This is a genomic window from Streptomyces sp. NPDC046465 (assembly GCF_040646035.1).
Classification (GTDB): domain Bacteria; phylum Actinomycetota; class Actinomycetes; order Streptomycetales; family Streptomycetaceae; genus Streptomyces.
In genome coordinates this window covers 112,363-133,313 of sequence record NZ_JBEYZK010000005.1, presented here as the reverse complement: position 1 = coordinate 133,313, position 20,951 = coordinate 112,363, and the positions used below count along the sequence as shown (strand labels likewise).

The following is a 20,951-nucleotide window of genomic DNA, read 5'->3' as shown; positions in this document are numbered from 1 at the left end:
AGTCGGTCCTCACAGAAGGCGGACGGGGTGTGCCTGGAAGGCGGCCTGCGAACGTCACTCGCCGCCGGTGAGTTCGTGGAGTTTGGCCGACAGGATCCGGCCGATCTCGGCCAGCGTGTCCGGCCGGGTCAGCATGGTCCCGTGCTCGCCGGGCACCACGTGCGCTTCGACTGTGCCGCGGACGTACGGCTGCCAGGCCGCGGCGTCGACCGGCGGGTCCTGCTGTTCCGAGCAGGCGATGAGCAGCAGGTCGCCGTCGATCGCGGCGGGCCGGTAGTCGATGGTCAGGTGGGTGTTGTTCGCCGAGATCTCGGTGATCGCCGCGAGCCTCTCCTCGTCCAGGTTGGCCAGCGCGCTGCCCTGGCGGCGCAGGATCTCCCGCGCCCTGGCGAAGGTCATCTCCTCGTCGTCCTCCTTGTGGGTGCCGTCGTCGACGAGCCCTACGTGGTAGAGCAGCATCACGCGGTCGTCGGGCGCGGGGACGTCCGCATGGGTCAGGCCCTGCCAGTCGGGGATCACGTCGAGCACCGCGACCAGCGCCACCGGCTCGCCGCGCCGCCGGAACTCCGTGGCCAGCGCGTGCGCGCACAGGCCGCCGAAGGACCAGCCCGCCAAGTGGTAGGGCCCGTGCGGCTGCACGCCCTGGATCCGGTCGGCGTAGTCCACCGCCATCTCCTCGATGCTGCCCGGCCGTGGCTCCGGACGGCCCAGGCCGCGTGCCTGGATCCCGTACAGCGGGTACTGCGGATCGAGTTGCTTGATCAGTGCGCTGTACGACCAGCTGATGCCACCACCCGGGTGGATGAAGAACAACGGCGGCCTGCTGCCCCCGCCGCGCAGCGGCAGTACCACCTCGTAGGAGCCGTCCGGGTCGTCGACTTCGAGCCGGGCCGCGATCCCGCCCGGAGTCGGCGCCTCGAACAGGCTCCGCAGCCCCAGCTCGACACCGAAGGCGGCCCGCAGCCGGGCCATGAGGCGGGTGGCCAGCAGCGAGTGCCCGCCGAGGTCGAAGAAGTCCTCGTCCACACCGACGACGGGCCGCCCGAGCACCTCCGCGAACAGCTCGCACACGACCTGTTCCTGCGGGGTGGCCGGTGCCCGGCCGATGTCGGCGCGCTCCGGCGCGAACGTGGGGAGCGCGACGCGGTCGAGCTTGCCGTTGGCGGTGAGCGGCAACCGGTCGAGGGGGACGATGGCGGCGGGGCGCATGTAATCGGGCAGCAGGCTGCGGGTGTGCTCGCGCAGAGCGATGAGCAGGGCGCCGGTGTCCCGTCCCGCGGCCGGGCTTGTGGTCCAGGAGGCCAGCGGCGTATCGGCACCGGCGGTGCCCGCCGGGGCGTACGCACCGACGGCGACACGGTCTTCCAGGAGTCCGCACTGGACGTAGGTGACGTCGACGGCGGCCGGGTCGTGCGTGCTCCAGCTGACCGCGGTCCGGTATCCGTGCTCCTCCCCCAGCCTGTGCAGCTCCTCCGGATCGATACCGGGCGCGGGCGGGCCGGTCGGCGCCGTCCCGGCTTCGAGGGCGTGCTGCACGGCCAGGTCGTGGGCGATGCGTGCGTTCGGGACGCCGGTCACCCGCAGCTGCTCGGGACGGGTGGTGCGCAACTGCTCGGCGAGGGCGTCGAGCTTCCGGGGCCAGGGGCGGGTGGGTGTGTCGGTGAGGGGGTGGGGGGTGATGCCGGTTTTGTAGAGGGTGGCGTCGTAGCGGTAGCGGGTGAGTTCGTTGTGGGCGGTGCCGCGTTTGAGCTGGATGTCGGTGCCCGCGAGGTCGGGGATGTGGTGGGCGAGCGCGGCGAAGTACTCCGGGTCCACGAGGAGTTCCTTCTCCAGGACCAGGCTCTGCTCCACCGCGCGGCGCACCGCGGTGGTATCCGCCGGGTCGTCGGCGCAGGCCGCCTGGACCGCGCTGGTGAAGGTGCGCAGCAGCCGCGGGTTGCGGACATCGCCGATGAACAAGGCGCCGCCGGGAGCGAGCAGTCGGAAGGCCTGCTCGATGACCTGTTCCAGGTAGCCGGAGTTCGGGAAGTACTGCACGACGGAGTTGAGCACGACCGTGTCGAAGTGGCCCTGCGGCAGCTCGCCGTGCTCATGTGCGGCCTGCACCCGCAGGGTCACACGCCGAGCCAGCTCGGGGTCGGCGTCGACGTGGCGCCGCAGCGCTTCCACGACGGTGGGTGAGAAGTCCGTCCCCCAGTACTCCTCGCACTCGGGTGCAAGCCCGGCGAGGAGCAGCCCGGTCCCCACGCCGATCTCCAGCACGCGGCGCGGGCGGAGCGCCGTGATCCGTTCGATGGTGGCCGCACGCCACTCGCGCATGGCGGGCAGCGGGATGGGTTGCCCGTCGTAGCTGCTGTTCCATCCGGAGAAGTCCTCACCGAACTCCGAACCCGGCTCGGCATACAGCGAGTCGTAGAGATCCTGCCACTCCCCGATCTGGCTCCGCTCCTCCTCGCCGCTGGAGGCTGTCGTGCGGTTGTCGGTGACGACGTAGGCGAGGAGGCGGGGGGTGCCGGGCTGGTCCTCGTGGACGACGACGGCGGCCTGAGCGATGTCGGGATGCCCGGCGAGCACGGCCTCGATCTCCCCGGGCTCGATACGAAACCCACGAATCTTGACCTGCTGATCGGCCCGCCCCATGAACTCAAGGACACCGTCCGGACGTTGACGCACCAGGTCACCGGTGCGATACATCCGCGCCCCCGGCCCGTCCCCGTACGGATCAGCGACGAAACGCTCCGCCGTCAGACCCGGCCGACGCAGGTAACCACGCGCCAGACCCGCACCCCCGACATGCAACTCCCCGATCACACCCGGCGCCACCGGCTGCAGACCGGCATCGAGCACATAGGCACGCATACCCGCCATCGGACGACCGATCGGCACCACCGGCCCATCCGTGCAGGGCCGGACGACGGGATAGCAGGTCGCGAACGTGGTCGTCTCCGTCGGCCCATACCCATCCACCACACTCACGCCAGGGCACACCTCCAGCACCCGCCGCACCGACGCAGCAGACACCGCCTCTCCCCCGGTCCACACCTGCCGCACCCCGGCCAGACACTCCGGAGCATGCTCGGCAACCACATCGAACAACGAACTGGTCAGCCACAACGCGGTGACCTGCCGCTCGGTGACAACACGGTGCAGAGCAGACACATCAAGATCACCAGCAGGAGCGACCACGACAGTCCCCCCGTTGAGCAGCGGCACCCACAGCTCATACGTCGACGCATCGAAAGCCATCGGCGAATGCAGCAACACCCGCTCATGCGCCCGCCCATCAAAACGGGGATCCAACGCCAGCGCACCGACATTGCGGTGCGTGACCACCACACCCTTGGGAACCCCCGTCGAACCAGACGTATACATCACATACGCCGCAGCATCGGGATGGACGGTGACCTCGGGGTCCGCGATGTCGGACCCGGGAACGCCCACCTCGGCCGGCCGGATCACCTCACATGTCTCAGTGCCTGGCCGGTGGTCCGAAAGGTCGTCGGTGACCAGCAGGCGGGCGCCGGTGTCGGCGAGGACGTGGCGGATGCGCTCGGCCGGGTAGCGCTCATCGAGCGGCACATGGACGGCACCGGCCTTCGTCAGGGCCAGAACGGTGGTGAGCGTCGCGACGGAACGGGGCAGAAGCACCGCGACGGAGTCGCCGGGGCGTACTCCCCTGGCGGCCAGCTCGTGGGCGAACTGGTTGGCGCAGGCGTTGAGTTGCTCATACGTCAGGGACGTCTCGCCGTCCGTGACGGCGGGCGCACCCGGGGTCTTGACCACCTGCCGCGAGAAGAGCGCCCCAAGAGATGCTTCCGGCAGAGGCAGCGGCAGAGCCGTGTCGTTGAAGTCGCCGACGACCTCGCGGTACTCCTCACCGGACAAGATGCCGATCGTGCTGAGAGGCTGGTCGGGATGGGCGGTGGCCGCGTCCAGCAAACGTATCCAGCGATCGAAGAGAGCCTGGACGGTCGAAGCGTCGTAGAGGTCGCTGGAGTACTCCACCGCGCCCGAAATCCCCTGCGGCTCACCACGCGCGCCGCGCTGCTCCGCCAGGCTGATGAACAGGTCGAACTTCGCTGTGTGGGTGCGGCCGGGCGCTACGTCGATGTGCAGACCGGGCAGCTGGAAGGCGGCCTCGGGAGCATTTTGCAGCGCCAGCATGACCTGGAAGAGGGGGTGGTGGGCGAGGGTGCGCGTGGGGTTGAGGTGCTCCACGAGGTACTCGAAGGGGACGTCCTGGTGGGCGTAGGCGGCCAGCGACGTCTCACGCACCCGCGTGATCAGCTCGGTGAGCGTCGGATTGCCCGACGTATCCGTACGCAGGACCAGCGTGTTCACGAAGAACCCGATCAGATGATCGAGACTGTGATCCGTACGTCCCGCGATGGGGCTGCCCAGCGGGATGTCGCGCCCCGCGCCCAGCCGCGTCAGGAGCGCCGCGAGACCCGCCTGCAACACCATGAACAGACTCGCACCCGTGGCCCGCGCGAGATCCGCCAGACGCTGATGCAGCACCGGATCGATGTCGACCGTGACATAGTCCCCGCGATACGACATCACCGCCGGACGCGGCCGGTCCGTCGGCAGCGACAACTGATCCGGCAACCCCGCCAACGTCCGCGTCCAGTACTCGATCTGCGTCGCGAACAGACTGTCCGGATCATCCTGATCACCCAGCAGCTCGTTCTGCCACAACGTGTAATCCGCGTACTGCACCGCAAGCTCCGACCACCCCGGCGCCTCCCCCCGTACCCGCGCCGTATAGGCACGCGCCAGATCAGCCGCCAAAGGACCCAACGACCAACCGTCACCCGCGATGTGATGGACCACCACCAGCAGCACGTACTCCTGTGACGACAGCTCGAACAGGTCGGCGCGCAGGGGCGGTTCGGCCGCGAGGTCGAAGGGGTGGCGGGCCGCCGACGTGAGTATGTCCGGCAGCTCCGCCTCGGTCGTCCGTGTGACGGTGAGCCGTGGGACGGCCGTCTCGGGCGGCAGGACCTGCTGGTACGGCACGCCCTCGGCCTCCGGGAACACCGTCCGCAGGCTCTCGTGCCGGGCCACCACGTCACCCAGCGCGGCCCGCAGCCCGTCGCGGTCCAGCTCACCCGTCAGCCGCAGGGCCAGCGGAATGTTGTACGTGGCGCTGGGGCCCTCCATCTTGTGGATGAACCACAGCCGTCGCTGGGCGAAGGACAGCGGCATGACGTCGGGCCGCTGCCGTTGCGCGAGCGCCAGTCGGCCGGGGCCCGCGGTGTCCAGGAGCGCGGCCACCTCGGTCGGCGTCGGCCCCTCGAAGAGCGAGCGCAGCTCCAGCTCGACGCCGAAGACTGCCCGGACCTGGGCGATCAGACGAGTGGCGAGGAGCGAGTGCCCGCCCAGGTGGAAGAAGTCGTCGTCCACCCCGACCCGCGGCAGCCCGAGGACCTGCGCGAACAGGTCGCACACGATCTGCTCCTGCGGCGTACGTGCCTCCCGCCCCGCACCGCCCGACGTGAACTCGGGCGCGGGCAACGCCGCACGGTCCAGCTTGCCGTTGGCCGTCAGGGGGAGCCGGTCGAGGGGGACGATGAACGCCGGGACCATGTAGTCGGGCAGATGGTGGCGGCTGTGCTCGCGGAGCGCGGTAACGAGGGCGCCGGTGCCGCGGCGGGCCGCGGGGTTGGTCGTCCAGGTCGACAGGGGTGTGGCGGAGGTGCTCGAACCGGCAGGCGCGTAAGTGCCGACAAGGGTGCCTTCGGCAGGCCGATTCCGGTCGAGGAGGAGGATGTCGACGGTGTCGCCGTCGTGGGTGCTCCAGGTGATGCCGGTCCAGTACCCGAGCTCTTCCGCCAGAGCCTGGAAGGCTTCCAGGGTGACGTGGGGCCACGCGGTGTCGGCGGCGGGAGGTGTGTCGCCGTAGAGCGTGTGCTGGATGGCGAGTTCACCGGCGAGCCGGGGGTTCGGGACGCCGGTGACGCGGAGTTCGGCGGGGCGTTCGGTTTCGATGTGATGGCGCAGGTCGGTGAGGCCGGCGCCGGGATCAGTGTGCCGGGGCCAGGGGCGGATGGGTGTGTCGGTGAGGGGGTGGGGGGTGATGCCGGTTTTGTAGAGGGTGGCGTCGTAGCGGTAGCGGGTGAGTTCGTTGTGGACGGTGCCGCGTTTGAGCTGGATGTCGGTGCCTGCGAGGTCGGGGATGTGGTGGGCGAGCGCGGCGAAGTACTCCGGGTCCACGAGGAGTTCCTTCTCCAGGACCAGGCTCTGCTCCACCGCGCGGCGCACCGCGGTGGCGTCCGCCGGGTCGTCGGCGCGCGCGGTGTGGACGGCGGAGGCGAAGGTGCGCAGCAGCCGCGGATTGCGGACATCGCCGATGAAGAGGGCCCCGCCGGGAGCGAGCGCGCGGACGGCGCCTGCGACGACCTGTTCCAGATACCCGGCGCTCGGGAAGTACTGGGCGACGGAGTTGAGAACGATCGTGTCGAAGTGGCCTGCGGGGAGGCCGTCGAAGTCGTGGGCGGGCCGCGTGTGCAGACGGACGCGGGAGGCGAGGACCGGATCGGCGTCGACGTGCTGCTGAAGGTCCTTGATGACGGTGGGTGAGAAGTCGGTCCCCCAGTATTCCTCGCACGCGGGTGCAAGCCCGGCGAGGAGCAGCCCGGTGCCCACGCCGATCTCCAAAACGCGGCGCGGGCGGAGCGCCTTGATGCGGTCGACGGTCGTGTCGCGCCACTCCCGCATCTCGGGCAGCGGGATGGGTCTGCCGTCGTAGCTGCTGATCCAGCTCGCGAAGTTCTCGCCGAACGCCGTCCTGGGCGCGCTGGTGTAGACGGAGTCGTACAGGTCCTGCCACTCGCTCAGCTGGTTCCGCTCGACCTCCTCGTCATACGTGTGCGCCGACGTGTCGGCGACGACATATGCGGCCAGCCTGGCGTCCCCCGGCTCGTCCTCGCGGACGACGACGGCGGCCTGGGCGATGTCGGGGTGGTCGGCGAGTACGGTCTCGATCTCGCCGGGTTCGATGCGGAATCCGCGGATCTTGACCTGGTGGTCGACGCGGCCGATGAACTCCAGCTCGCCGTTGCGCAGTTGGCGTACCAGGTCGCCGGTGCGGTACATGCGGGCGCCGGGCTCCCCGCCGTACGGGTCGGCGACGAAACGCTCCGCCGTCAGACCCGGACGGCCCAGGTAGCCGCGGGCCACACCCGCACCCGCGATGTGCAACTCCCCCACCACGCCGGGCGGGACCAGCCGCAGTCCGCCGTCGAGGACGTACACCCGGGTGTTGGCGATCGGTCGGCCGATCGACGGGGCACCCGTGGTGCCGGCCAGGTCCGCGGCGGTCGACCAGATGGTGGTCTCGGTCGGCCCGTACAGGTTGGTGAGGTCCTCGGTGAGGGTCCGCAGCGAGTCGGCAAGGGCGACGGGCAGCGCCTCGCCGCCCACCAGCACACGCAGCCCGCGCAGGGCCTCCGGCTCGTGTGCGACGAGGAGTTGCCACAGTGACGGCGTCCCCTGCACGACGGTGACACGGTGCCGGGCCATCAGGTCGAGCACGGCGGACGGCTGGGGTACGGCCTCCTTCGGTGCGAGGACGACCGCGGCACCCGAGAGCAGCGGGTGGTACAACTCCAGCGCCGCGATGTCGAAGGCGACCGTGGTGACCGCGAGCAGCCGCTCGTCGGGCCTCAGCGGCACCTTCTGCCGCATGCCCTCCAGGAAGTTGAGCAGGGCGGCGTGCGGCACGACCACGCCTTTGGGACGGCCGGTCGAGCCGGACGTGTAGATCACGTATGCGGCGTCGGCGGCGCGCAGCGGCGCGGCACGCTCGGCGTCGGCCGGTTCGGTGTCGGGGCAGTCGGCCAGCAACGCCTGTACGGCCGCGGAGTCCAGCACAAGGCGCTGCGGCGTGCTGTCGCCGGTCGGCAGCTGCGCGTCCGTCGCCAGGGTGGTGAGCAGCAGCGTCGGCTCTGCGTCCGCCAGCACGTATGCGATGCGCCCGGACGGATGGTCCGGGTCAAGTGGCAGGTACGCGGCACCGGTCTTGAGCACCGCCAGGAGAGCGACCACCAGGTCGGCCGAGCGCGGCAGGGCGAGCGCGATCACCGTGTCCGGTCCGGCGCCCCGGCGCAGCAGGGCGTGCGCCAGCCGGTTGACGCTGCTGTTCAGTTCCGCGTACGTGAGGGTGGTGTCCCCGGCGATCAGGGCCACGGCATCCGGCGTGGCCCGCGCCTGCTCGGCGAAGCGCACGGGCAGAAGGTCCTCGCCGACCTCTGCCTCGGTGTCCGACCAGGTGTCGAGCACCTGTTGGTGTTCCTCGGAGGTGAGGAGGTCGATGTCGTCGAGGGGTTGGTCGGGGTGGCTGGTGGCCTCGTCGAGGAGACGTATCCAGCGGTCGAAGAGGGCCTGGACGGTCGAAGCGTCGTAGAGGTCGCTGGAGTACTCCACCGCGCCCGAAATCCCCTGCGGCTCGCCCCGATCGCCGCGCTGCTCGGCCAGGCTGATGAACAGGTCGAACTTCGCTGTGTGCGTGCGGCCGGGCGCCACGTCGATGTGCAGACCGGGCAGCTGGAAGGCCGCCTCGGGAGCGTTCTGCAAGGCGAGCATGACCTGGAAGAGGGGGTGGTGGGCGAGGGTGCGCGTGGGGTTGAGGTGCTCCACGAGGTACTCGAAGGGGACGTCCTGGTGGGCGTAGGCGGCGAGGGAGGTCTCGCGGACGCGGTTGATGAGCTGGGCGAGGGTGGGGTTGCCGGTGGTGTCCGTGCGCAGGACGAGGGTGTTGACGAAGAAGCCGACGAGGTGGTCGAGGTTCTGGTCGGTACGTCCCGCGATGGGGCTGCCCAGCGGAATGTCGCGCCCCGCGCCCAGCCGCGTCAGAAGCGCCGCGAGACCCGCCTGCAACACCATGAACAGACTCGCACCCGTGGCCCGCGCGAGATCCGCCAGACGCTGATGCAGCACCGGATCGATGTCGACCGTGACATAGTCCCCGCGATACGACATCACCGCCGGACGCGGCCGGTCCGTCGGCAGCGACAACTGATCCGGCAACCCCGCCAACGTCCGCGTCCAGTAATCGATCTGCGTCGCGAACAGACTGTCCGGATCATCCTGATCACCCAACAGCTCGTTCTGCCACAACGTGTAATCCGCGTACTGCACCGCAAGCTCCGACCACCCCGGCACCTCCCCCCGCACCCGCGCCGTATAAGCACGCGCCAGATCAGCCGCCAAAGGACCCAACGACCAACCGTCACCCGCGATGTGATGCAGGACGAGAAGGAGGACGTGCCGGTCGGGTGCGAGGCGCAACAGCTCGGCGCGCAGGGGCGGTTCGGCCGCGAGGTCGAAGGGGTGGCGGGCCGCCGACGTGAGGACGTCCGGCAGCTCCGCCTCGGTGATCCCGGTGGCGGGCAGCTCGACGGCGACGGAGTCGAGGACGTGTTGGTGCGGGGTGCCGTCGGCTTCGGGGAACACGGTGCGCAGGCTGTCGTGCCGGGCCACCACATCGCCCACGGCCGCGCGCAGGGCCTCGCGGTCCAGCTCGCCCGTCAGCCGCAGGACGAGCGGGATGTTGTACGTGGCGCTCGGCCCCTCCATCTTGTGCAGGAACCACAGCCGACGCTGGGCGAAGGACAGCGGTACGGGGTCGGGCAGTTGCTGCCTGCACAGGGCCAGTCGTGCGGGCCCCGCGGTGTCGAGGCGGGCCGCCACCGCACCGGCCGTCCGGGCCTCGAAGAGCGTGCGCAGGCCGATCTCGACGCTGAAGGCGGCCCGCATGCGGGCGATCAGACGAGTGGCGAGAAGCGAGTGCCCGCCCAGCTCGAAGAAGTCGTCGTCCACCCCGACCCGCGGCAGCCCGAGCACCTGCGCGAACAGATCACACACGATCTGCTCCTGCGGCGTGCGCGCCTCCCGCCCCGCACCACCCGACGCCGACTCGGGCGCGGGCAACGCCGCACGGTCCAGCTTGCCGATGGCCGTCAGCGGAAGGTGCTCCAGGAACACGACGGCCGCGGGCACCATGTGATCGGGGAGCCGGTGCCGGGTGAACTCCCGTACGTCGTCCTGCCGCAGCGTCTCGCGCGCCACCACGTACGCCACCAGTCGGACCCTGCCGGACTCGTCCTCGCGGGCGATCACGGCGGCCTGAGCGATGTCGGGGTGGTCGGCGAGGACAGCCTCGATCTCGCCGGGTTCGACGCGGAACCCGCGGATCTTGACCTGGTGGTCGACGCGGCCGATGAACTCCAGTACGCCGTCCGGGGTGTGGCGCACCAGGTCGCCGGTGCGGTACATCCGGGCCCCCGGTTCGCCGCCGTAGGGGTCGGCGACGAAGCGCTCCGCTGTGAGGCCGGGGCGGTGCAGATAGCCGCGGGCCACAGCCGCACCCGCGATGTACAGCTCCCCCACCACACCCGGCGCCACCAGCTGGAGCCCGGAACCCAGCACATAGGCGCGGGTGTTGGCGATCGGCCGGCCGATCGGCGCGGAGAGCGGCCACCGGTCGGGATCGTCGCCGAAGGTGTGGGCCGTGACCACGTGTGTCTCGGTGGGGCCGTAGTGGTTGTGCAGGGTGCGGCCCGGCACCGACCGGAAGAACTCGCGGACCGGGCGGCTCAGCGTCAGCGCCTCACCGGCCTGCGCGACGGTGCGCAGCCGCGGCAGCGTCCGGCCCTGCTCGATGGCGGCCTCGGCGAGGGCTTCAAGGACCAGGTTCGGCGCGAACAGCTCCTCCACCCGGTGGTCGTCGAGCCACGCGGCGAACCGGGCCGCGTCACGCCGGACGTCCTCAGCGGGGATCACCAGCGTCTTGCCGAAGAGGAGGGCCGACAGCACCTCCTGCGCGGAGACGTCGAAGCTGATCGCCGTGAACTGCGCGGTCCTGGTGCCCGGTTCGCCGCCGACCGCCCCGTGGTGCCACTCCAGGAGGTTCAGCAGGGCGCCCGCGGGCATGACGACGCCCTTGGGCCGTCCGGTGGAGCCGGATGTGTAGATGACGTAGGCGGGGTGGCCGGGTGCCAGGGCGGGGGCGGGGTTGTGGGTCGGGTGTGCGGCGAGGTCGGCGGGGGTGTCCTCGGCGTCGAGGAGGAGGGCGGGGGTGTCGGGTAGGGCGGGGAGGCCCGCCTGCGTCGTGGTGGTCGTGAGGAGCAGGCCGGGGCGAGCGTCGGCGACCATGTGGGCCAGGCGGGCCCGGGGGTAGTCGGGGTCGAGGGGGAGATAGGCGGCACCGGCCTTCAGGACGGCGAGGACGGCCACGACGAGGTCGGCGGAGCGGGGCAGGGCGAGGGCGACGACGTGTTCGGGGCCGATGCCGCGGGCCGCGAGCAGATGGGCGAGGCGGTTGGCTCGCTCGTTGAGTTCCCGGTAGGTCAGGGTGGTCTCGTCACAGACCAGGGCGGGCACGTCAGGGGACGTGGCGACCCGTGCCTCGAACAGCCCCGGCAGCGTGGCCCCCGCCGTCCGGGGAACCTCGTCGGGGACGGCCGACAGAGTGGTGCGCTCCTCGTCGGTGAGCAGGTCGATCCGTCCGACCGGCCGCTCGGCGTCGGTGGTGACGAGGTCGAGCACCTGGGTCAGCCGGTCGAGGAATCCGGCGGCAGCGGCCCGGTCGACGAGATCGTCACGGAAGTCGAGGCGGAGGTAGAGACGCCGCCCCGGGGCGGCGATCAGGGTGAGTGGATAGTGGGTCGCATCCCGCGCGCGGCCGAGGTCAGGGGTGACGCGCAGGCCGGTGTCAGGCAGCCCGGTGTTCGGCCGCTCAGTACCCGTCAGCTCGGCGGATTCGTCCCAGGGGTAGTTCTCGAACACCATCGCCGTGTCGAAGAGGTCACCAGGACCGGCCAACTGCTGGATGCGGGCCAGACCGAGGTGATGGTGCGCGGTCAGCCGGGTCTGCTCGTCCTGGAGCCGCAGGACGGTGGACAGCAGCGACCGCGCCGGGTCCAGCGCGACCCGTACGGGCACCATGTTGATGAACAGGCCCACCATGGCCTCGACGCCGCGCAGCTGCGGGTCGCGCCCGGCCACCACGGCCCCGAACACCACGTCGTCCTGCCCCGTGTGCCGACTCAGTGCCAGGCCCCAGGCGGCCTGCAGCACGGTGTTCATGGTCACGCCCTGCCGACGCGCCCAGTCGGCGAGCGCCGCCGTGCGGTCCTCGTCCAGCTCGACGGTGATCCGCTCCGGCATCCGGGCGGCCCGCGCCGGGTCCGCCGGAGTGACCAGGGTCGGCTGCTCCAGGCCGACGAGCGCCTCGCGCCAGGCGGCCTCGGCCGCAGGCCGGTCCTGCCGCGCGAGCCAGTCCAGGTACTGCCGGTACGGGGTCACCCGGGGAAGCGCGGCGACATCGCCGCCGCTGCCGTACAACGTGACCAGCTCGCGGACGAGGATGGGCATCGACCAGCCGTCGAGCAGGATGTGGTGGGTGGTCATGATCAGACGGTGGTGTGCCCCGGAAAGGCGCACCAGGGCGAAGCGTAGCAGCGGCGGCTCGGCCAGGTCGAAGCGGCGGCCGTGCTCCTTGGCGGCGAGCCGGACCAGCTCCGCCTCCGCCTCGGCGGCCGGCAGCGGCGACAGGTCGAACTCCTCCCACGGCACGTCGACGTGACGCGGGATCAGTTGGACGGTCTGTCCCGAATCCACCTGCCGGAACCCGGCGCGCAGGTTCGGGTGCCGCTGTACGAGGGCGCGGACCGCCGCCCTCAGGCGCGCCGCGTCGAGGGCGCCCGCGACGTCGAAGACGTGCTGCACCGCATAGACGTCTGCCCCGTCCTGCTCGTAGCGGGAGTGGAACAGCAGCCCCTCCTGCATGGGAGAGAGGGGAAGGATGTCTTCCAGGCCCGACGGCGTCATTTCTGAATCCTCCACGCGGCTTCGAGCTGCTCGATGTCGTGCTGGCTCAGTTCGGTCAGGGGGAAGTCCGAGGGCGTATGGCCGCCCGTGCCGGACCGGTCGCCGTGCCGGACCAGGCCGCTGACGGCCTGGAACCACTGCTCGGCGAGGCCACGGACGTGCTGTTCGGGCCAGAGGTCGGGGGCCCACGTCCAGACGGCCTCAAGCCACGGCCCTTCCGGGGTGTCACGGACCATGGAGTTGACCTCGATGCCGTGCGCCAGGGCGGTCCCCGGATCGGCGCCGCTCAGCAGACCCGTCTCCGACGCCACGGTCCAGGCGGGATTGCCGGGAACCACCGGTGTCCCCGCCGACGGGAACCGGCCGAGGTAGTTGAATCCGAGTTGCGGCACGGCAAGCGCGGCCAGCTCCGGCCCGGTCCCGGGATGGAGGTGGCGCAGCAGACCGAAGCCCATGCCCCGGTCGGGCAGCGCCCGAAGCTGCTCCTTGACCCGTTTCAGGGCCTGCCCGAGAGCCGCCCCGCCGTCGACGACCTCGTCCCAGGCCAGCGGGCCCGGGTCGACGCGGACGGGATACAGCGAAGTGAACCAGCCCACGGTGCGTGCCAGGTCCACGCCCTCAATGATCTCCTCGCGCCCGTGCCCCTCCACGTCCACCAGGACCGCGGTGTGCCGACCACGGGCGTGGCCCCTGCGCCACTGGGCGACCGCCAGGCCGAGGGCGGTCAGCAGAACGTCGTCCACCCCTGCGTGGAAGGCCGTCGGCACGGTGGTCAGGAGCGGGGCGGTGACGTCGGGCGGGAGGGAGAGCGTGAGTTCGCGGGCCCGGCCCACCGTGTCCCGTACGGGATCCAGCCTTCCTGCTGTCAGCGGCGGGTCGGCGGCAGTGAGCAGGTCGGCCCACAGCGTCGCCTCGGCGGCGCGGCCCGGTCGCCGGGCCTCCGCTGCCAGCAGCCCCGACCAGCGGCGCAGCGAGGTGCCCACCGGCTCGAGGCGGGGCGGGCTGCCGAGCCCGACCGCCTCCCAGGCGGCGATGAGATCCGGCAGAAGGATCCGCCAGGACACCCCGTCCACCACGAGATGGTTGACCTGGAACAGCAGCCTGCCGGACCGGTCCGGTCCGGCGTCGAACCAAACCACCTGGAGCAGCGGCCCCCGCTCGGCCGACAGCCGGGCGGTCGCCGCCTTCACCTGGTCGTAGATCAGGGCCTCGTCGACGTCGGCGCCGCCGAGGTCCACGACGTGCACCAAGTCGGCGGCCGTCACGGAACCGACCGGTCCGACCTCCAGCACCCACGCCGGGTCGTCCGGGCCACCCGGCGTCCGGGTCAGCCGCAGCGCGTCATGGTGGTCGACGAGCGCCTGCACGGCCGCGGTGAGACGGTCCTCGCCAAGGCCGGCCGGCACATCCAGCAACATGGCCTGGTGGAACGCGTCGATCGCGCCGCCCCGCGCGTCGAACCAGCGCATGATCGGGGTCGGTTCCACCCTCCCGACGCCGGAGTCGTCGGACTCCGGGACCGACCCGGCGAGTTCGTCGGCGACCTCGGCGAGTCCGGCCACGGTCCGCTGCTCGAAGACGTCCCGCACCGCGAATCCGATGCCCGCCGAACGCGCCAGGCTGACCAGGCGGATCGAGACGATGCTGTCCCCGCCGAGAACGAAGAAGTCGTCGTCGCACCCGACCCTGTCCACCCCAAGCGCCTGGGCGAACAGCTCCCCGAGCAGCCGCTCGCGCGCGGTGCGCGGCTCACGGCTCCCCGCATCAGCCCGTACGGCCGGGCCGGGGGCGGGCAGAGCGGCGGCGTCGAGCTTGCCGTTGGCCGTCAACGGCAAGCGGTCCAGCGTGACGAACACGGACGGAAGCATGTAGTCCGGCAGCCGTCGCCGCGCGAACTCACGCAGGTCTTCCGGCGTCGTGTCGGTGACGATGTAGGCGAGGAGGCGGGGGGTGCCGGGCTGGTCCTCGTGGACGACGACGGCGGCCTGAGCGATGTCGGGATGCCCGGCCAGCACGGCCTCGATCTCCCCGGGCTCGATACGAAACCCACGAATCTTGACCTGCTGATCGACCCGCCCCACGAACTCAAGGACACCGTCCGGACGTTGACGCACCAGGTCACCGGTGCGATACATCCGCGCCCCCGGCCCGTCCCCGTACGGATCAGCGACGAAACGCTCCGCCGTCAGACCCGGCCGACGCAGATAACCACGCGCCAGACCCGCACCCCCGACATGCAACTCCCCGATCACACCCGGCACCACCGGCTGCAGACCGGCATCGAGCACATAGGCACGCATACCCGCCATCGGACGACCGATCGGCACCACCGGCCCATCCGTGCAAGGCCGGACGACCGGATAGCAGGTCGCAAACGTGGTCGTCTCCGTCGGCCCATACCCATCCACCACACTCACGCCAGGGCACACCTCCAGCACCCGCCGCACCGACGCAGCAGACACCGCCTCTCCCCCGGTCCACACCTGCCGCACCCCGGCCAGACACTCCGGAGCATGCTCGGCAACCACATCGAACAACGAACTGGTCAGCCACAACGCGGTGACCTGCCGCTCGGTGACAACACGGTGCAGAGCAGACACATCAAGATCACCAACAGGAGCGACCACCACGGTCCCCCCGTTGAGCAGCGGCACCCACAGCTCATACGTCGACGCGTCGAAAGCCATCGGCGAATGCAGCAGCACCCGCTCATGCGCCCGCCCATCAAAACGGGGGTCCAACGCCAGCGCACCGACATTGCGGTGCGTGACCACCACACCCTTGGGAACCCCCGTCGAACCAGACGTATACATCACATACGCCGCAGCATCCGGAGCGACAGTCACGTTCGGCGCCGCGCAGTCGCCCTCCCAAGCGGTGCGGCCGATGACGAGCAAGTCTGCTGGCAGCGACGTGAGTTCCGTCTGCGAGGTCTCGTCGGTCACGATGAGCGTGGCGCCGGTGTCGGCGAGGACGTGGCGGATGCGCTCGGCCGGATAGCGTGCGTCGAGCGGGACGTAGACGGCGCCCGCCTTCATCAGCCCGAGTACGGCGGTGACGGTCTCAGGGGATCGCCGGAGCAGGACGGCGACGGAGTCGCCGGGGCGTACTCCCCTGGCGATCAGCTCGTGGGCGAACTGATTGGCGCAGGCGTCGAGTTGCTCATACGTCAGGGACGTCTCCCCGTCCGTGACAGCGGGCGCACCCGGCGTCTTGACCACCTGCCGCGAGAAGAGCGCCCCAAGAGACACCTCCGGCAGAGACAGAGGCAGAGACAGAGCCGTGTCGTTGAAGTCGCCGACGACCTCGCGGTACTCCTCGCCGGACAAGATGCCGATCGTGCTGAGAGGCTGCTCGGGATGGGCGGTGGCCGTGTCCAGCAGACGTATCCAGCGGTCGAAGAGGGCCTGGACGGTGGATGCGTCGTAGAGGTCGCTGGAGTACTCCACCGCACCCGAAATCCCCTGCGGCTCACCACGCGCGCCGCGCTGCTCCGCCAGGCTGAAGAACAGGTCGAACTTGGCCGTGCCGGTCCTGCCCAGCTCGACACCCGCTTGCAGCCCAGGGAGTTCGAACTCGCTCTCTGGGGCGTTCTGCAGGGCGAGCATGACCTGAAAGAGGGGGTGGTGGGCGAGAGTACGCGTGGGATTGAGGTGCTCCACGAGGTACTCGAAGGGGACGTCCTGGTGGGCATAGGCGGCCAGCGACATCTCACGCACCCGCGTGATCAGCTCGGTGAGCGTCGGATTGCCCGACGTATCCGTGCGCAGGACCAGCGTGTTCACGAAGAACCCGACGAGGTGGTCGAGGCTCTGGTCGGTGCGGCCCGCGATGGGGCTGCCCAGCGGAATGTCCTCGCCCGCGCCGAGGCGGGTGAGGAGGGCGGCGAGTCCTGCCTGGAGGACCATGAAGAGGCTGGCGCCGGTCGACCGTGCGAGGTCGGAGAGGCGCTGGTGGAGTACGGGGTCGATGTCGACGGTGAGGTAGTCGCCCCGGTAGGTCATGACGGCCGGGCGGGGGCGAGTGGTGGGCAGGGTGAGCTGGTCGGGCAGGTCGGCGAGGACGCGGGTCCAGTAGTCGATCTGCGTGGCGAAGACGCTGTCGGGGTCGTTCTGGTCGCCGAGGAGCTCGTTCTGCCACAGGGTGTAGTCGGCGTACTGGACCGGAAGTTCGGGCCAGTCCGGTGCCTGCCCCTGCGCACGTGCCGCGTACGCCTCCGTCAGCTCGCGGGACAGCGGACCCATCGACCAGCCGTCAGCGGCGATGTGATGCACCACGACCAGGAGCGCGTGCTCCCGCGCCGACAGCGAGAACAGCTCCGCGCGCAGCGGAGGTTCGGTTGCGAGGTCGAAGGCGTATCGGGCGCCCGCCTCCAGCGCGGCCGGCAGTTCGGCCTCCGTCGTCGGGGTGACGGCCAAACGCGGCACGGCCGCATCGGGCGCCAGCACCTGCTGGCACGGCACGCCCTCGGCCTCCGGGAACACCGTCCGCAGACTCTCGTGCCGGGCCACCACGTCACCCAGCGCGGCTCTCAACGCGTTGTGGTCCAACTCGCCGGACAGCCGCACGACGAGCGGGATGTTGTAGGTGGCGCTCGGCCCCTGCATCCGGGCCAGGAACCAGAGCCGCCGCTGGGCCGAGGAGAGGGGAACGACCGGCGGCCGCTGCCGCGGGGCAAGCGTGAGGCGTCCGGGTCCCGCGGTGTCGAGGCGGGCGGCCACCGCGGCCGGGGTCGGCCCCTCGAACAACAGGCGCAGCTCCAGCTCCACCCCGAAGGTGGACCGGAGCTGGGCGATCAGACGCGTGGCCAGCAGGGAATGCCCGCCCAGATCGAAGAAGTGGTCGTCGACCCCGACCCGTGGCACCCCGAGGACCTGCGCGAACAGCTCGCACACGATCTGCTCCTGCGGCGTACGCGCCTCCCGCCCCGCAGCCGGCACCGAGAAGTCCGGCTCCGGGAGCGCGGCCTTGTCCAGCTTTCCGTTGGCCGTCAGCGGCATGCGGTCGAGGAGGACGACGACGGCCGGGACCATGTACTCGGGCAGTCGGCCGCGCGCGAACTCCCGTACGTCCTCGGCCTCCAGGGCGTCCCGCGCGACCACGTAGGCCACCAGGCGGCCGCCACCGGCGGGTTCCTGACGGACCGTCACCGTCGCCTCGGCGACGCGTGGGTGGTCGGTCAACACGGCTTCGACCTCGCCGGGTTCGATACGGAACCCGCGGATCTTGACTTGATCGTCGGCACGCCCCACGAACTCCAGCTCGCCGTCGGGATTGCGCCGCACCAGGTCGCCGGTGCGGTACATACGGGTGCCGGGTCGGGCGGCGTACGGATCCGCGATGAAGCGTTCGGCCGTCAGGCCCGGTCGGCCGAGGTAGCCGCGAGCCACGCCGCCGCCCGCGACGTACAGCTCACCCACGACCCCGGGTGCCACCAACTGCAGTGCGCCGTCCAGCACATAGGTGCGCAGATCAGGAAGGCCGACACCGATCACGCTGGCCGCTTCGGCCGTGACCCGCCGGCGGTTCAGGGGCTGATACGTCACATGCACGGTGGTCTCGGTGATGCCGTACATGTTGATCAGTGTCGGCGCGTCACCGGGGTGCCGCTCGTACCAGTCGGCGAGGCGGGACGGCTGTAGCGCCTCGCCACCGAACACCACGGCTCGCAGGCGGAGTTGGCCGGTCATCCGGTGGGCGTCGGCCTCGTCTTGGGCATCCGCTTGGGCAGCCGCGTCGGCCTGAGCCAATTGGTAGAACGCCGACGGGGTTTGGTTGAGGACGGTGACGCGTTCCTCGGCCAGCAGGTCGAGGAACGCGCCCGGTGTCCGGCTGATCTCATAGGGCACCACGACCAGCCGCCCGCCGTGCAGCAGCGCTCCCCACAGCTCCCAGACGGAGAAGTCGAAGGCGTACGAGTGGAACAGCGTCCAGACGTCGTCCGGGCCGAAGCCGAACCACTTCCGGGTGGCGTCGAACAACCGCACCACGTTCCGGTGGGTGTTGAGGACGCCCTTGGGTTGTCCGGTGGAGCCGGAGGTGTAGATGACGTAGGCGGGGTGGTCGGGCGCCAGGGCCGGAGTGGGGTTGTGCGAGAGGGCGGTGGTCGCGTCCGGGTCGTCCAGGGCGTCCAGAGCGTCCAGGTAGAGGACCGGAGTGCCGTGCCCGGCCGGGAGGTTGGTCTGCGCCGCCGTGGTCGTGAGGAGCAGGCCGGGGCGCGCGTCGCCGACCATGTGGGCCAGCCGGGCCTGGGGGTATGCGGGATCGAGGGGCAGGTAGGCCGCGCCCGCTTTGAGGGTCGCCAGGATCGCCACGACCAGATCGGCGGAGCGGGGCAGGGCCAGCGCGACGACGCGTTCGGGGCCCATGCCCCGGGCCGTCAGCCGGTGGGCAAGTCGGTTCGCCCGCTCATTCAGCTCCCGGTACGTCGTGGTCAGCTCGCCGCAGGTCACAGCCGCCGCGTCGGGGGTGTTGCGGACCTGCGCCTCGAACAGGTCCGTCAGCGTGGCCTCCGTCATCGGAGGGATGTCGTCGGGGACGGCCAGGGCGGCGGCCCGCTCCTCCTCGGTGAGCAGGTCGATCCGGCCGATCGGCAGGGAAGGTTCCGTCGCCGTGACGGCCCGCAGGGCGGTGAGCAAACGCCCATGGTGTGCGGCCAGTTCGCGGTCCGCGCAGATTTCGGGATGGGCGTTGAGGTCGAGGGTCAGTCCGGTGCCGTCGCGTCGGTCCCATACGGCGAGTGTGAGGTCGCCCACCAGGCCCGAGGTGAGATTGTGCGCAGTGGTCGGCAGGCCGGCGAAGGTCACCGCGTAATCGAAGGACATGATGTTGACGACCGGTGCGTACCAAGACCCGGCGTGGCCGGGCAGATCGAGGTCGCGCTGGAGGTCCTCGGCACGGTAGCGCTGGTGGCTGCCCAGTTCGAATATCCGCTTCCCCACCTGGTCGAGAAGTTCGCGGAGTGTCATGTCCGGCCGGAGCAGGAGCCTGAGCGGCAGGACGTTGGCGGCTGTGCCGGGCGTGCGACGCTGGACCTGGTTCAGGCGCGCCGTCACCGGCAGGCCGAGCACCACGGTCGACGCGCCGGTCGTCCGATGCAGATAGAGGGCTGTGGCGGTGAGGACCAGGTACGACCAGGGGACTCTTGCCCGGCGGGCCGCCTCGCGCAGCTCCGTCAGGCCGTCGGGGTCCAGGGCGGCGGTGTGCCGGAGGTAGTGGTCGGGGGTGGTGGACGGGCGATCGACGATCCCGGTCGGCTCGGGGTGGTCGGCGAAGTGCTCGGTCCAGTACGCCCGGTCTTCGGCGAATCGTTCAGAATCGCGATAGTCCTGTTCGGCAGCCAGCAGGTCGGACGGGGAACCGAACGGGCTCGGCGGCACCGGACCGCCCTGGACGAGCGCGGTGTAGACGTCCGCGACCCGGCGGGTGATCAGCAGCGACCCGAAGGCGTCCATCACGGCATGGTGGTAGCCCTGGTACCAGTAGAAGCGATCGGCGGCGAGGCGCAGGAGCGCGTACTCGAAGAGCCGGTCCTCTGCCAGGTCCATCGGCCGGGCGACCGCGTCGTCCAGCCAGTCGCGGGCGGCTCGTTCGGGGTCCGGCTCCGCGCTGAGATCGACCAGAGAGGGTGACCAGTCGCCGATCTCACGGACGACCTGCCGTACCTCGCCGCGCTCCTCGACGAAGCCGACGTGCAGGGCGTCCGCTTCAGCGACGACCAGCAGCAGCGCCTGCTCGAACAGCGCCGGATCCACCGGCCCGTGAATCTCCAGGAATTCACCCACCCGGAAAACCCGGTTCGCTTCCCCAAGCCGCTGCTCGGCGATCCATATTTCGCGTTGCGCGGCCGTCAAGGGCAGCGCAGTGCCGGCACTGACGAACAAGTCTCTACCTCCGAAAAATTGCCGCACGGATGGCCGGACAGATGAAAGTGAAAAGCTCGTGACGGCCCAGAGAACGCACCGGAAATTCGACCGGGCAAGCAGGAGAGCAGTAACCGTCGGACCGTAGAAGCGAAAAAGGTGCGCCCGTAAGCATGAGAATCGGAGGCATCGGTCCTGAAAACAATCATGGGCAACCTAGCCGGGGATCCGTGAAGGGTCAAGGAAACACATGGA

The 20,951-nt window shown here is 70.5% G+C and carries 3 protein-coding genes; 1 reads left to right on the top strand and 2 read right to left on the bottom strand.

The window, feature by feature from the left end:
- Window positions 1-54 precede the first annotated feature (54 nt).
- Window positions 55-12,834: an amino acid adenylation domain-containing protein gene (locus ABZ953_RS09830; protein WP_361719540.1), complete on the bottom strand. Its 12,780-nt coding sequence runs from the start codon at window positions 12,832-12,834 to the stop codon at window positions 55-57.
- Window positions 12,831-20,660 carry an amino acid adenylation domain-containing protein gene (locus ABZ953_RS09825; RefSeq protein WP_361720162.1) on the bottom strand — a complete coding sequence of 2,610 codons (7,830 nt, stop codon included), beginning with the start codon at window positions 20,658-20,660 and terminating at the stop codon, window positions 12,831-12,833. The genes ABZ953_RS09830 and ABZ953_RS09825 overlap by 4 nt, the downstream gene beginning before the upstream one ends.
- Between ABZ953_RS09825 and ABZ953_RS09820 the strand changes: the two genes are divergently transcribed.
- A complete protein-coding gene (locus tag ABZ953_RS09820) occupies window positions 20,595-20,762 on the top strand; it encodes a hypothetical protein (RefSeq protein ID WP_361720212.1) in 168 nt (55 codons plus the stop codon). The two genes, ABZ953_RS09825 and ABZ953_RS09820, sit on opposite strands and share 66 nt — an antisense overlap.
- Window positions 20,763-20,951 lie beyond the last annotated feature (189 nt).